The sequence below is a fragment of the Mycobacterium sp. NGS29 genome, from assembly GCF_059812965.1.
Genome location: NZ_JCALDR010000005.1, coordinates 83836 through 96792, shown reverse-complemented (window position 1 = coordinate 96792; position 12957 = coordinate 83836). Strand labels below are relative to the sequence as shown.

The window sequence follows — 12957 nt, the reverse complement described above, 5'->3', positions numbered from 1 at the left end:
CTCTTTCAACGCCCGTCGCTTGTTCGGCCATAATCACGATGATCTTGGTCGCACAGCGTGGGGGGACATGTGGACGACGGCAGGGCCGGCAGCGCCGAATCCTCGGGATCGGCACGCATGGCGCGCTGGGCAGGCACGCTCGGGGTACTGCTCCCGGCCCTCGGGATCGTTGTCTATCCGATCTGGTCGTTCCCGCTCACCAGCACGCCGGGCGCCGACGTCGGGCGGTGGGCCGCCACCTACCACGACCGGCTGGTGGCGACGCAGACTCTCTATACGGTCGGTGTAGCCCTGTGGCTGGTGTTCGGGGCGGCGGTCTGGGCTTTCCTGCGGGAGCGCCTACCCTCGGGGTCCCCGCTGCCGCCTGTATTCGCCGCCGGCTTCGTCGCACTGGTCACGCTGATACTCGCCGGGTTCACCGCGTTCAACCTCCTGCTCTACCGCGACCGTGGCGCCGAGCAGGCGACGCTGCTCTACGACCTGACCTTCGGGCTGTTGGCGATGTCCGGAATGCCCACAGCCGTCGCCATGGGAGCATTCGCCACTGCGGTCTATCGCCACCGGGTGCTGCCGCGCTCAACCGCTCATCTGGCGATCGTTGCCGTCGTTGGGCACGTGCTCCTGCTCGCCGCTTTCATCGTTCACGACGGCCCGTTGTCACTCGAAGGTTTCTTGACCACCTGGGGGATCCCGATCTTGCTGTTCGCCTGGATACTGCGAACCGCCTTGACAATTCCCCGCCGCTCCCACTGACCCGCCGGGTTCGTCAACGCCCGCGAAATCGTGGATACTGGTAGAAATCGGTTCAGAAACGATGCCGAGCGGCTCGATTCCGGCCGAGAGTGAGGCAATGCCCACCGTTCTGCTCGATACCACAGACCTAGACCACGCCCAGAGCGCGTTGAGCGCAAACTTCTCCAGGATGCACATCCACGCGAAGTCTGGGGCGCAATCCACTTCGATGCGGGTGGAGCGGCATTTCGTCGGACCTGTCTGCATCGATTCCGCCGACTACGGCCGTGATTTCAGCTATGCCATGGACCCTCCCGAACAGATCCTGGTGTGCCAGGTGGTCTCCGGTCTGCTCGAAGCGGGCCACGCACGGCAGCCGGTTGCCCGGTATCGACCCGGGGACTTCTACGCGTTCGGGGCCGTCGACGGCGCGTCCTACAACGGCCGCGTCCGGTCGGGGCACTACAACCACCTCGTCGTGAACCGCAGGGAGTTGAGTACGTTCGCGGCGGCATACCGCGGCGCCGATACCACGGTCCACCTGACCGGATCTGTTCCCGTGTCGAGGTCGGCCGGCCAACGCCTCACCAAGGGCATCAGTCATGCGCATCGTCTTGCCGCCCGCGGCGACGCCGAGGCCAACCCGCTACTCGGTGCCCGATTGGCGCGCTACCTGGTGAGCTTGCTGTTAGCCACGTTTCCGACTACCGCGGTGCCGGAACCCGCCGTCGAGCACCAACTCGACAGTGCGACGATGCGCCGTGCCGCGGCATTCATCGACGACAATGCCCACACCGACATTTCGCTGAGTGATATCGCGGCGGCGGTGTACGTCACGCCGCGGACCTTGCAGTACACCTTCCGCAAGCACCAGGACTGCACCCCGATGGAATACGTCCGGCGGGTGCGCCTGGGTTACGCCCACCTCGACCTGCTGGCCGGTGACCCCGCCACCGTCACCGTCGGCGATGTCGCCCGGCGCTGGGGGTTCGGGCACGTCGGACGTTTCGCGGTCTACTACCGGCAGACCTACGGCCAGAGTCCGCACGTCACCCTGCGCAGCTGACCCCGCTAATCCGAACTGCCGTCGCGCTCAGCTGAGAACAGTTCCGCTGCAACGGGTTTGGTCGCATACGTGCGCGCTCCGGACGAGACCGTCAGAACGAATTGAGTCGGTTCCGAAGTGGTGCCCTCGGCGAAATGCTGAGCGTGCTGCAGTTCGGTCAGGAAGACGGCGGTACCCCCCGGCGGGATGTCGTGCGGAATCTCGGCCCCGGCGATCGGCTTCTCCAACGGCACCAGCGACGTGCCGTCCGCATCGGAGCGGATGGCCCACCCAGCAACGTGAAAAGCCAGTCGGCCCGCGTTGACGACCTTCACGCCGATGATCATGTCCTCGGGCCGTTCGGCGGCATTGGTCAGCGCCTCGCGCACGTCGCTGCCGGCGTCGTTGGTCACCAGTCCGTCGGGCGTCAATCGACCGACCAGGGGCGTCAGTTTCGGCCGCGGTCTGTGGCGCAGGAATGTGCCGAGCTGGCAGCCCAGTGCGATCACCGCCAGCACGGTCCCGACCAGACCGAGGACGAATCCGGCGACGCTCACTGCCCAACCCTGATGTCATCCATGGCGCCAACGCTACTGGCATGGATCTGGGAGCCGGGGCGAAGGCTGATGACTAACAAAAATTCCGCTGAGCATTCGCTGAGATCGGGGTTTTGGGCTCGGTTCCGGCGCCCGATCACCCCTAGTGTCAGACCGATGAGCACCAAGTACTACTTGCGCAAGGTACCCGTCGAATCCGTCGAGCCGGGATTCTCACTGGCCATTCCGAACGGCGGCAAGTATCGGCTTTTCCAGGTCGAATGCACTCAGATGTCTTATCGCAGTGGACAACCCGCGCTGATTTCGCTGATTTCGAAGGGCCATCCCGACCAGGTGCTGGAGTACGAATTCGGCACACCGGTGGTCCGGCTCTTCGGCGTGTGCGAAGCTGCTGCGTCGTAGCTCTCAATCCGGCTTGGCTGCGGTGACGAACTGCAGGGCACGCTGGGCGTGCTGCTCGATGTCGATCAAACCGGCGGAGGAGAACAGGTCGACGAAGGCGTGCCCGTCGAACATAGTCAGTCCGATCGCCCGCGCGGTGGTTTTGAGGGCGAAGCTGATCGGCTGGGGTTGATCGGCGTAGCTGGTCAGGATGGCGATGTGGCCGCCCGGACGCAGCACCCGCACCATTTCGTGGGCGACCCGAAACGGTTCGGGGATCAGGTACAGGGCGCCGAAACAGCAGACCGCGTCGAAGGTTTCGTCGTCGAACGGCAGATCGCGCGCGTCGCCGCGCACGTAGCAGGTGCGCGGACCGCTGTTGTCCTGCACGGCCCGGGTCAACATCGGTTCGGAGATGTCGAACCCGACCGCGAGGCTGCCGGTGGCCAGCTTTGCAGCCAGCGGTGCGGTGAAATTGCCGGGCCCGCAGGCAACGTCGAGCAGCCGCGTCGCTCTGCGCAATTGTAGGGCGGTCGCCGCGCGTCGCTGCTCGGCTCCGGTGGTGACCCCGCTGGCCAGGTAGAACGATGTCGGTCGCCACAGCCGCTCATAGACCGTCGCGACCAGCGGACTGTTCATCGCAAGCTGCGCGACCGTCGGGACGGGACTCGCCGTGGATTCACCCAGCACATCGAGGTAGCCGTGCCGCAACACGGCGGGCTTGTTGAGCAGACCGCGAGTCAACTCGAGTCGGTCCTGGTTATCGATCATCGTCGGTTCATCCCTCCCGTCGCCCAGGCTAGTGCCCGTGTTTGCAGGGTCGGCAACCTTACCCATAACGTGGGCCATAGCCTGGGGCCGCAGCAGACCCCGGAGGGGTGGCGGAATTGACCGGCGTGGGGATCGCGGAACTCGCGGAAATGGACATCTTTCAGGGATGCCCTGTCGAGGACCTGCTGCCGCTGGCCTCGTGCCTCGCCCCGCTACATGCCCGCACCGGTCAGGTGTTGATGCGCCAGGGTGAGCAGGCTGTCTCCTTCCTGCTGATCGCGTCCGGCAGCGCCGAGGTGATGCATGTCGGGGACGACGACGCGGTGATCGTGGAGCAAGCGGTGCCGGGCATGATCGTCGGTGAGATCGCTTTGCTGCGCGATATTCCGCGAACAGCGACGATCACCACTCTGGAGCCGTTGACCGGCTGGATCGGCGGCAGGGACGCGCTGACTCAGATGGTGCACGTCCCGGGGATCATGGACCGGTTGGTGCGCACAGTCCGCCAACGCCTCGCCGCGTTCATCACGCCGATCCCGGTCCGGCTCCGAGACGGATCTGAGCTGATGCTGCGTCCGGTGCTGCCCGGAGACAGCGAACGCACGGTGCACGGACACGTCCACTTCTCCAGTGAGACGATCTACCGGCGGTTCATGTCCGCGCGGGTGCCGAACCTGGCGATGATGCAGTATCTGGCCGAGGTCGACTACGTCGACCACTTCGTCTGGGTGATGGTCGACGGCACCGATCCGGTGGCCGACGCACGTTTTGTTCGCGACGCGACGGACCCGACGGTCGCCGAGATCGCGTTCACGGTCGCCGACGCTTATCAGGGACGTGGAATCGGGACTTTCCTGATCGAAGCGCTGTCGGTGGCAGCGCAGGTCGATGGCGTCGAAAGATTCTCTGCGCGAATGCTTTCGGATAATCTGCCGATGCGCACCATCATGGATCGCACCGGCGCGGTATGGCAGCGCGAGGACATCGGTGTCATCGCCACGGTGATCGACGTGCCACGCAAGCTGAGCTTGGACCGCAAGATGGTCGAACGGATCAGGCAGGTCGCCCGGCAAGTCATCGATGTGGTGAGCTGAGTCAGAAGGCTGGCTGGCGCGCGGTGAATCGTGCCGTCACATTGCCGATCAGCGATTCGTCATAGGGGTCGACCGCGCTCGGCTGGCCACCTTCGCTGAGGTAGAGACCGTCGAGTTCAACCCAGATCGCATTCGGGCTGGTGATCAATGGGAAGAAGTACAACCGATCGGTGAGATCGGACTCCGGCAGCAGCGCAAGGTAATTCGCCGCCCGCTGGAAGCGGTCGACGGGATTGACGTTTCCGGGCAACGGCATATCTCGGCTGGGATGGGAAAAGTATTGTCGCGAAAGCAATTCGCGTCGCTTGTTGTAGCTGGGATCGTTGGTCATCAGGGTGTATTGACGGCCTTGGTGCACCACCATCTGGCCGTGGTCGAATCCGATGCTCGCGGAGTCGCCGGCGGCGTCCTCGAGGGCCAGGCGCAGCGTGGCCTGGCGCCCGCGGGCACCGACCATCACCAGCTGCACCTCATCCATCAAACTGAGCGCCTCGGCGACGGTGCCGGCCTGGTCGAGCAGGCATTGCGCCTGCAGGCCGGTGTGCAATGCCGGTCTGGCCGGGTCGCGCGAGCCGACATCGGTGGATTTCAGGTACAGCGCATGCGCGGCCAAGCCGTGTCCGTTGACGCCGTCCACGGTTCCGATGCCGTAGACGATGATGACCAGGCTGCCGTACCGACTGGTCCAGCGCTTGGCACTGTCGGCGATCACCGGGCTGCCCGCCCAGTAACCCGCTACCGCGCGGAAACGCCACGATCAGCGGTTCGGTGGTCTCCTGCCAATCCATGCTCCGGCCGCTCAGAACGGGATGGCCGTCGGTATTCCACAGCACTCGGGTGCACACGACCGCCGAGCTACCGGACTCCGCCCGGCACCCGTGATATCAACGATCATGCGGCCGTCGTGGATTGGCCCCCCGCTGGTGGTCCTGCTGGCCGCATGCGGCCCGCAGAGCGCACCGCCGCCCGTGTCCTCGTCGTCGTTTCCGGAGCCACCGACTGTCGCGGTAACCCCGGCAAATATCAGGCGGGTGGCCCGCGAGCTGCCGCCCGGGTACGAGGTGACGCAGGTGCCACGCGCGCCGTCGCCGCGGGCAATCTGGGGACTCGGTGCCGATACTGCGGCGGATCCTGCGGCCTGCACCACGCTGTCCGATCCGGCCGGCGGCCGCGAAAAGTCCGCCCAGGGCGTTTCCGGGTCGGGGTCGGGCGGCATCGTGGATGCGGTGGTGGTGGCGCTGCCGAGGCCCGCGCAACTGGACCACCATGTCGTAACCGGTTGCGCGCACTGGGATCTGACTGCGGGGCGCACTGTCGCGAGTATCGCGCTGATCGATGCGCCGCACATTGACGGCGCGCAAACCGTCGGCATGGTCGCCGACATCCGGTCGGCCGTCGAGTCGGGCAGCGAAATCGCCTCCCGGGCATACACATTCGGCGCCTATCTGGGCGATTTCTACGTATTCACCACGTTGACCAACGACCCGGGCTCGATGCTGCCGGCGCTGCCGGCGCAGTACGCCGCCGATCTGCTGGTCAAAACCGTGTCGACGTTACGCAGCTGAGCATCCGCGTTGGGTAGATTGGCGACGATGTTCAAGCTGGTGCTCGCCCTCGGATCGGTGTGCGTCCTGGTCGGCTGTTCGCCGGATTCCAAGTCCGCGCAGCCGATCAAGGCCGACATCGCCAAGATCGCGGAGGCGAAGTCCACCTTCGGGCCGGAATTCAAGGTCACCAACATCACGCCGCAGGCGATCGATCCCCAGTTTTTCGCCGCCCGCAAGCTGCCCGACGGGCTCACCTTCGATCCGGCGAGTTGCGCCAAGGCAGCGGTCGGGCCGGACATGCCGCCGGGCCTGCAGGGCAACATGGCCGCCATCTCAGCCGAAGGCAACGGCAACCGGTTCGTGGCGATCGCGATGGAAACCTCCACCGCGCTGCCGGTCAACGGTCCCGGCAAGGACTGCGCGCGCGTGGGCTTCGCCGGTGCTCAGCTGCGCGGCGCGATCGAAGTCGTCGACGCACCCCACATCGACGGGGTCCACACCCAGGGCGTGCACCGCGTGCTGCAGGCACTCCTTCAGGGCGCGGCCCGCACCGGCGAACTGTACGACTATTCCGCGCAATTCGGGGACTACCAGGTGATCGTGATCGCCAACCCGCTGGTGATACCGGGTCAGCCGGTGGCCAAAGTCGACACCCAGCGCGCTCGCGACCTACTGGTCAAAGCGGTTGCCGCAGTGCGCGGTTGACGCTTGGGATCTATCGCACATTGCGGGGGCGGAACTGGATGCTCACGCGTGGACCCGCCGACGCCGACGTCTTGGGCACCGAATGCTCCCAGGTGCGTTGGCACGAGCCGCCCATCACCAGCAGATCCCCGTGCGCCAGCGGCAGGCGCAGCGACGGCCCGCCGCCCCGCGGACGCATGGCGAAGGTGCGGGTCGCGCCGAGGCTGAGGATCGCCACCATGGTGTCTTCGGAGCTGCTGCGCCCGACCGTGTCGCCGTGCCACGCCACGCTGTCCGATCCGTCGCGGTAGCAACACAGCCCGATGGTGGTGAACGGCTCACCCAGTTCTCCGCCGTAGATGTCGTTGAGTCGACGCCGCAGCCGGGACAACTCGGGATGCGGTGGATCCTCGACGGTCAGGTCATGAAAGCTGACCAGTCGGGGCACGTCGACCACCCGGTCGTACATCTGCCGGCGCTCGGCCCGCCACGGCACGCAGGTCAGCAGTGCTTCCAGCAGACCATCACAGCCGCGCAGCCAGTTCGCCCGGACATCGATGAAAGCACCGTCGCCGAGGAATCGTCGCTCGTTGTGCTCGAATAGCGAGCCCTGAACCGCGATCGCCACGGGCCGAGTTTATCGCACATCAGTTCGATGTCGCGCCTGCTGGCCCCGGCGCGGCTACCGTTTGAGGCGTGTCAGCGGCGTGGGGGACGAATTCCGAGGTGGGGACGTTGCGGGTCGCCATCCTGCACCGGCCGGGCGACGAACTGCGTCGACTCAACCCGCGCAACAACGACCAACTGTTGTTCGACGGGTTGCCCTGGGTTTCGCGTGCGCAGGACGAACATGATCAGTTCGCTGACGTGCTGCGATCGCGCGGCGTGGAAGTACTGCTGCTCGCACAGCTGTTGACCGAGGCGCTGCAGCACAGCGGTGCCGCGCGGATGCAGGGGGTTGCCGCGGCCGTCGACACGCGCCGACTCGGAACGCCTCTGGCGCAATCACTTTCGTCCTACCTGCGCGGACTCGAACCTGAGGCGCTGGCCCACGTGCTGACGGCCGGACTGACCTTCGACGAATTGCCGGCCGCTACCCGTCCCCAGGTTTCCCTGGTGTTGCGCATGCAGCACGGCGCGGACTTTGTCATCGACCCGCTGCCCAACCTGGTGTTCACCCGTGACTCGTCGATCTGGATCGGGCCACGGGTGGTGATTCCGTCGCTGGCCCTGCGGGCGCGGGTCCGCGAGGCGTCGCTGACCGACATCATCTATGCCCACCACCCGCGGTTCACCGGCGTGCGGCGCGCCTACGAATCGCGCACCGCTCCGGTCGAGGGCGGTGATGTGCTGCTGCTGGCGCCGGGGGTGATCGCGGTGGGGGTGGGGGAGCGAACCACCCCGGCCGGTGCAGAAGCGTTGGCGCGCAGTCTGTTCGACGACGACCTGGCGCATACCGTGCTGGCGGTGCCGATCGCCCAGCAGCGCGCGCAGATGCATCTGGACACGGTGTGCACCATGGTCGACACCGATGCCGCGGTGATGTACGCCAACGTCGTCGACACGCTCTCGGCCTTCACCGTTGCGCGCACCGCTGAGGGGGTGACCATCAGCGACGCCGTCCCGTTCGTCGCGGCCGCCGCCGAGGCGATGGGGATCGACAAGCTGCGAGTGATCGACACCGGCGACCCGGACGTCGCCGAACGCGAACAGTGGGACGACGGGAACAACACACTGGCGCTCGCGCCGGGTGTTGTCGTCGCCTACGAACGCAATGTGGCGACAAACGCCTGCCTGCAGGACGCCGGCATCGAGGTGCTCACCATCGCCGGGTCGGAATTGGGGACGGGGCGCGGCGGGCCCCGGTGCATGTCCTGTCCAGCCGCCCGCGACCCGCTGTGAGCTCTTGTGTCGGGTGGGGCGTCACGCTGGTGTGACGTTCGGCGTCAGCGGGGGTGCGATTCGGCGATGTGTGGGGGCGTTCGGCGTCCAGCGCCACGCTGGCGTGACGCTCGGCGTCCAGCGCCACGCTGGCGTGACGCTCGGCGACAGCGTGGTGACGTTCGGCGATGTGTGGGGACGTTCGGCGTCCAGCGCCACGCTGGCGTGACGCTGGGCGACAGCGGGGGCGACATTCGGCGATGTGGGGGGTCGTTCGGCGTCCAGCGCCACGCTGGTGTGACGCTCGGCGTTCTGCGTCAGCCTGGCCCGGGCGCTACCGCCAGCTGGGCAGCCAGATCTCCATGTCCCAGGTCTGCTGGGAGATGGGCAATCCGGTCAGCACCGGGAACAGCCACGCGAAGTTGGTCACCACCAATGCCACATAACAGGACACCAGGATCATCCCCAGCGTGCGCCGTTCCTTGTTCTGGCCGGGCTGGTGCAGGATGTCGCCGAGGATCAGCGCGATCGCCATGGCCAGGAACGGGCCCATCGTCGCCGCGTAGAAGAAGTACATCTGCCGGTCGATCTCGGCGAACCACGGCAGCCACCCGGCGCAGTAGCCCACCCACACCGCGGCGTATCGCCAGTCTCGGCGAATGAACATCCGCCAGGACGCATACACCAGCACCGGCACCGCCAGCCACCACATCGCCGGGGTGCCGACCAGCATGACTGCTTTGACACACGATTGGGCGCCGCAGCCCGGCACGTTGTTCTGGTCGATCGCGTACAGCACCGGCCGCAGCGACATCGGCCAGCTCCACGGTTTGGATTCCCACGGGTGATAGTTGCCCGCGGAATTCGTCAGGGTCGAATGGAAGTGGAAGGCCTTCGTGGTGTACCACCACAGCGAGCGGATGGCGTCGGGCAGCGGGACCACGCTGTGCGGACCGATCGTCTGGCCGACCTGGTGACGATCGATCGCCGTCTCGGACGCGAACCACGCCGAATAGCTGGCCAGGTAGACGGCGAAGGGGATCACCAACAGCGCGTATGCGGTGGGGAGCAGGTCGCGGCGCACCGTGCCCAGCCACGGGCGCGGTACCTGATATTGGCGGCGGGCCGCCACATCGAAGGCCAGCGACATGACGCCGAAGAACGCAATGAAATACAACCCGGACCACTTCGTCCCGAACGCCAGCCCGAGCAGCACCCCGGCGCCGAACCGCCACCACCGCACGCCCAGGCGCGGACCCCACACCGTCGCTGCGCAGCGTCCCTCGAGGAACGCGACGTGCATGCGTTGCCGCACCTGGTCGCGGTCGACGATCAGCGCGCCGAATGCGGCGACCACGAAGAACGTCAAGAAGCCGTCCAGCAACGCGGTCCGGGCGGTGACGAAGCTGACGCCGTCGCAGATCACCAGCACGCCGGCGATGCCGCCCACCAGGGTCGAGCGGCTGATCCGGCGCACGATCCGCGTCACCAACACGACCATGATCACGCCTAGCAACGCGCTGGTGAACCGCCAGCCGACGCCGGTGTACCCGAACAGTGCCTCGCCGATTGCGATCAGTTGCTTGCCGACGGGCGGGTGTACCACCAGGCCGAACCCCGGATTGTCTTCCACCCCATGGTTGTTGAGCACTTGCCAGGCCTGCGGCGCGTAGTGCTTCTCGTCGAAGATGGGGGTGCCGGCGTCGGTCGGCGAGCCCAGGTTGAGGAATCGGGTCAGCGCCGCGAACGCAGCGATCACCCCGGTGGTAATCCAGCCGCGCGAGCGATCCAGCGGACCGAAGTCGGCGACGGGACGTAACAGCCCGGGGCTGGCCATGGGTATCTGGGGCGTCGCAGGCCGCTCGACGGGGTCCTCCGGCAAGACGGAGGTTTCTCGGGGCGGGGCTGTCATCACGTCGATCGTAGGCTGTCGGTCATGACCAGTGGGCGACTGTTGCTCGGCGCGACTCCGTTGGGCCGGCCATCGGATGCGTCGCCTCGCCTGATCAGGGCGCTGGCCGAGGCCGACGTAGTGGCCGCCGAGGACACCCGGCGGGTGCGCAACCTGGCCAAGGCGCTCGACATCCGGATCGGGGGCCGGGTGTTGAGCCTGTTCGACCGGGTCGAGTCGACCCGGGTTGGCGCCCTGGTCGAGGCCATCAGCTCCGGGGCGACGGTGCTGGTGGTCAGCGACGCCGGCATGCCGATCATCAGCGATCCCGGCTACCGGCTGACCACGGCGTGCGTCGAGGCCGGCCTGCCCGTGCAGTGCTTACCCGGACCGTCGGCGGTGACGACGGCGCTGGTGGTCTCGGGGCTGCCGGCAGAGAAGTTCTGCTTCGAGGGTTTCGCGCCGCGGAAGGGTTCGGCGCGGCGCAGCTGGCTGGCCTCACTCGCCGAGGAGCGGCGTACCTGTGTGTTCTTCGAGTCGCCGCGTCGGTTGGCCGCCTGCCTGCGTGACGCGGTGGAACAGCTCGGCGGACAGCGTCAAGCGGCGATCTGTCGCGAGCTGACCAAGGTGCACGAGGAAGTGGTGCGCGGCTCGCTGGACGAGTTGGTGGCGTGGACGGCCGGTGGGGTGCTCGGCGAGATCACCGTCGTGCTGGCCGGGGCCAGCCCGCGCACCGACGTGCCCGCCCTGGTGACCGATCTGGTCGTGGAGGTGGAGAACCTGATCGACGGCGGCATCCGGATCAAGGACGCCTGCAGCCATGTCGCCGCCGGTTATCCGGAAGTGCGTCCGCGGCAACTCTACGAAGCGGTTCTGCAGTCCCGCCGCGACGAGTCTGGCGAGGAGTAACCCCTCACGTCAGATGCAGGGCCCCATGGGGATGCACAGCGGCGGGTGCGGCGGCGGGCCGGGCAGTGCCGGCAGGGCCGGTAATGCTGGAAGTGCGGGCAGCCCCGGCAGGCCCGGCAGGGCCGGAAGGCCGGTCGGGATGCCGGCAGCGGCCGCCAGCGCCGGAAGCGCCGCAGCCAGCATGGCCGGGTCCACGCCCGGCAGCGCCGGTGCGCCGCCGAGCAGCGCCGGCAGGGCGGCGGCCAGCATGGCCGGATCCACACCGGGCAGGGCGCCGCCGGCCAGGGCGGGCAGTACCTGGGCCAGCATGGCCGGGTTCAGCGCCGGTAGTGCGGCGGCCAATGCGGGCAGCGCGGCCGTCAGCATCGCCGGATCGATGCCGGGGATCGGGGGCAGACCCGGGATGCCGGCCGTCAGCGCCGGCAGGGCGGCCGCGAGCACGGACGGGTTGACCGCCGAGAGCGTGGGCAGGCCGGGGATGCCGCCGGCCGCTGCCATCGCCAGTACGTCAGTCGGCGACACACCCGGCAGCCCGGGCAGTGCGTTGGAGGCCAGCGACATCAGGCTGGCCGGCGATATGCCGGGCAGTCCCGGCAGGTTCACCCCGGGTAGACCGCCCGCCCCGGCCAGACCGATCAGTCCGGCCGGCGAAATCCCGGGCAGCCCGGGCAGGTTCAGGTTCGGCAGTCCCGGCAGGCTCAACCCCGGCAGCGCCGCCGCCGGCAGGATGGCCCCGGCCGTCGGCAACAGCATGCTGCTGACCGAGCTCAACGCCCCTTGCACGCCGTTCTGTGCGACCGGAAGGATGCCCGATGACTGCAGGGCGTTGTAGGCCAGCACCACGTAGGTGACGGCCAGCGCGCTGGTACTGACCACGCTGGCCACCGTGTTACCGACACCCAGCACGCCGTTGACGACGGCCGATGCGGCGTTTACCCCGTAGGGCAGCCCGGCCAGCCCGGCCATACCGCCGGCGTAACCGTACAGGTCGGGCACACCCGGGATGCCGACGCCGGGAATCGGGCCGATGCCCGGCAGGCCGTCGTTGAAGCCGGGCGGCAGTGCCGCGGCCGGCGGCAGGGACGGGCTGGTGGCGCTCGAGGCATCGGGAAGTATCGCCGAGCCGTTGCTGCCGCCGCCGGGACTGGTGTACGCCGCCGGTGCCGGGCCGGCGGGCCGGGCTAATGCCGACGACGGCGTCTGCGGGGGTTCGATCACCGAGGGTGCGGCCTTGGGTGCCACCGCAGACGGCTTGCCGGTTTCCGGCATCAGCACCGACGCGAGTTTGTCGCACTGCTTGCCGGCGGTGCAGGTGCCGCCGGACAGGACCTTGCTCTGGTTGGAGACGGTCAGCGGCGCAACCGCCAGTGCGCCACCCAGGACGACAGCCGCCGCAGCGCCGACGATGGCAACTCTCATGACAGACCTTTCGCACCCGCTCGCGTCCCTGATGCGCGAAAACACG

14 protein-coding genes are annotated in these 12957 nt (G+C 67.6%); 8 read left to right on the top strand and 6 right to left on the bottom strand.

The features are described from left to right. Nucleotides 1–69 precede the first annotated feature (69 nt). Together AC5Y5Z_RS08865 and AC5Y5Z_RS08860 are read left to right on the top strand one after the other, a co-directional pair. Nucleotides 70–753 carry a hypothetical protein gene (locus tag AC5Y5Z_RS08865; protein WP_499924703.1) on the top strand — a complete coding sequence of 228 codons (684 nt, stop codon included), beginning with the start codon at nucleotides 70–72 and terminating at the stop codon, nucleotides 751–753. Between the two features lie 97 nt (nucleotides 754–850). Further along, nucleotides 851–1798: a helix-turn-helix transcriptional regulator gene (locus AC5Y5Z_RS08860; protein WP_499924702.1), complete on the top strand. Its 948-nt coding sequence runs from the start codon at nucleotides 851–853 to the stop codon at nucleotides 1796–1798. Nucleotides 1799–1803: 5 nt separating this feature from the next. Here AC5Y5Z_RS08860 and AC5Y5Z_RS08855 read toward each other — a convergent pair whose 3' ends face one another. Then, nucleotides 1804–2334, bottom strand: a complete 531-nt coding sequence (locus AC5Y5Z_RS08855; RefSeq protein ID WP_499924701.1) for a hypothetical protein — start codon at nucleotides 2332–2334, stop codon at nucleotides 1804–1806. 156 nt (nucleotides 2335–2490) lie between these two features. On the opposite strand from AC5Y5Z_RS08855, the gene AC5Y5Z_RS08850 reads away from it, so the two are divergent. After that, the gene (locus AC5Y5Z_RS08850) at nucleotides 2491–2736 is read left to right on the top strand and encodes a hypothetical protein (RefSeq protein WP_499924699.1); all 246 of its coding nucleotides are present in this window, start codon (nucleotides 2491–2493) and stop codon (nucleotides 2734–2736) included. 3 nt (nucleotides 2737–2739) lie between these two features. Here the strand turns inward: AC5Y5Z_RS08850 and AC5Y5Z_RS08845 are convergent, their stop codons facing one another. After that, a complete protein-coding gene (locus AC5Y5Z_RS08845; protein ID WP_499924698.1) occupies nucleotides 2740–3486 on the bottom strand; it encodes a class I SAM-dependent methyltransferase in 747 nt (248 codons plus the stop codon). Nucleotides 3487–3593: 107 nt separating this feature from the next. On the opposite strand from AC5Y5Z_RS08845, the gene pat reads away from it, so the two are divergent. Beyond that, complete coding sequence (gene pat / locus AC5Y5Z_RS08840) at nucleotides 3594–4580, top strand: acetyltransferase Pat (RefSeq protein ID WP_499924697.1); 987 nt, start codon at nucleotides 3594–3596, stop codon at nucleotides 4578–4580. A 1-nt stretch (nucleotide 4581) separates the two neighbouring features. Here the strand turns inward: pat and AC5Y5Z_RS08835 are convergent, their stop codons facing one another. Further along, entirely contained in the window at nucleotides 4582–5292 is a 711-nt protein-coding gene (locus AC5Y5Z_RS08835; RefSeq protein ID WP_499924695.1) for a linear amide C-N hydrolase, read from the bottom strand. Between the two features lie 181 nt (nucleotides 5293–5473). Between AC5Y5Z_RS08835 and AC5Y5Z_RS08830 the strand changes: the two genes are divergently transcribed. After that, a complete protein-coding gene (locus tag AC5Y5Z_RS08830; RefSeq protein ID WP_499924694.1) occupies nucleotides 5474–6145 on the top strand; it encodes a DUF5642 family protein in 672 nt (223 codons plus the stop codon). A gap of 27 nt (nucleotides 6146–6172) precedes the next feature. After that, entirely contained in the window at nucleotides 6173–6832 is a 660-nt protein-coding gene (locus AC5Y5Z_RS08825; RefSeq protein WP_499924692.1) for a DUF5642 family protein, read from the top strand. Nucleotides 6833–6842: 10 nt separating this feature from the next. Here the strand turns inward: AC5Y5Z_RS08825 and AC5Y5Z_RS08820 are convergent, their stop codons facing one another. Further along, entirely contained in the window at nucleotides 6843–7439 is a 597-nt protein-coding gene (locus AC5Y5Z_RS08820) for an alpha-ketoglutarate-dependent dioxygenase AlkB (RefSeq protein ID WP_463827431.1), read from the bottom strand. A 68-nt stretch (nucleotides 7440–7507) separates the two neighbouring features. On the opposite strand from AC5Y5Z_RS08820, the gene arcA reads away from it, so the two are divergent. Next, nucleotides 7508–8713, top strand: coding sequence for an arginine deiminase (arcA, locus tag AC5Y5Z_RS08815; protein ID WP_499924691.1), 1206 nt, complete (start codon nucleotides 7508–7510; stop codon nucleotides 8711–8713). Nucleotides 8714–9026: 313 nt separating this feature from the next. Here arcA and AC5Y5Z_RS08810 read toward each other — a convergent pair whose 3' ends face one another. Beyond that, nucleotides 9027–10529, bottom strand: a complete 1503-nt coding sequence (locus tag AC5Y5Z_RS08810; protein WP_463827512.1) for a dolichyl-phosphate-mannose--protein mannosyltransferase — start codon at nucleotides 10527–10529, stop codon at nucleotides 9027–9029. A 99-nt stretch (nucleotides 10530–10628) separates the two neighbouring features. On the opposite strand from AC5Y5Z_RS08810, the gene rsmI reads away from it, so the two are divergent. Next, entirely contained in the window at nucleotides 10629–11492 is an 864-nt protein-coding gene (rsmI, locus tag AC5Y5Z_RS08805; RefSeq protein WP_499924690.1) for a 16S rRNA (cytidine(1402)-2'-O)-methyltransferase, read from the top strand. Nucleotides 11493–11501: 9 nt separating this feature from the next. Here the strand turns inward: rsmI and AC5Y5Z_RS08800 are convergent, their stop codons facing one another. Then, complete coding sequence (locus tag AC5Y5Z_RS08800) at nucleotides 11502–12911, bottom strand: hypothetical protein (RefSeq protein ID WP_499924688.1); 1410 nt, start codon at nucleotides 12909–12911, stop codon at nucleotides 11502–11504. Between the last annotated feature and the right edge of the window lie 46 nt (nucleotides 12912–12957).

Bases quoted from the DNA above. Each gene is read 5' to 3' on its own strand.
- AC5Y5Z_RS08800 (WP_499924688.1), bottom strand. From the start codon at position 12,911: ATGAGAGTTGCCATCGTCGGCGCTGCGGCGGCTGTCGTCCTGGGTGGC.
- AC5Y5Z_RS08830 (WP_499924694.1), top strand. From the start codon at position 5,474: ATGCGGCCGTCGTGGATTGGCCCCCCGCTGGTGGTCCTGCTGGCCGCA.
- AC5Y5Z_RS08810 (WP_463827512.1), bottom strand. From the start codon at position 10,529: ATGGCCAGCCCCGGGCTGTTACGTCCCGTCGCCGACTTCGGTCCGCTG.
- AC5Y5Z_RS08850 (WP_499924699.1), top strand. From the start codon at position 2,491: ATGAGCACCAAGTACTACTTGCGCAAGGTACCCGTCGAATCCGTCGAG.
- rsmI (WP_499924690.1), top strand. From the start codon at position 10,629: ATGACCAGTGGGCGACTGTTGCTCGGCGCGACTCCGTTGGGCCGGCCA.
- AC5Y5Z_RS08860 (WP_499924702.1), top strand. From the start codon at position 851: ATGCCCACCGTTCTGCTCGATACCACAGACCTAGACCACGCCCAGAGC.
- AC5Y5Z_RS08845 (WP_499924698.1), bottom strand. From the start codon at position 3,486: ATGATCGATAACCAGGACCGACTCGAGTTGACTCGCGGTCTGCTCAAC.
- AC5Y5Z_RS08825 (WP_499924692.1), top strand. From the start codon at position 6,173: ATGTTCAAGCTGGTGCTCGCCCTCGGATCGGTGTGCGTCCTGGTCGGC.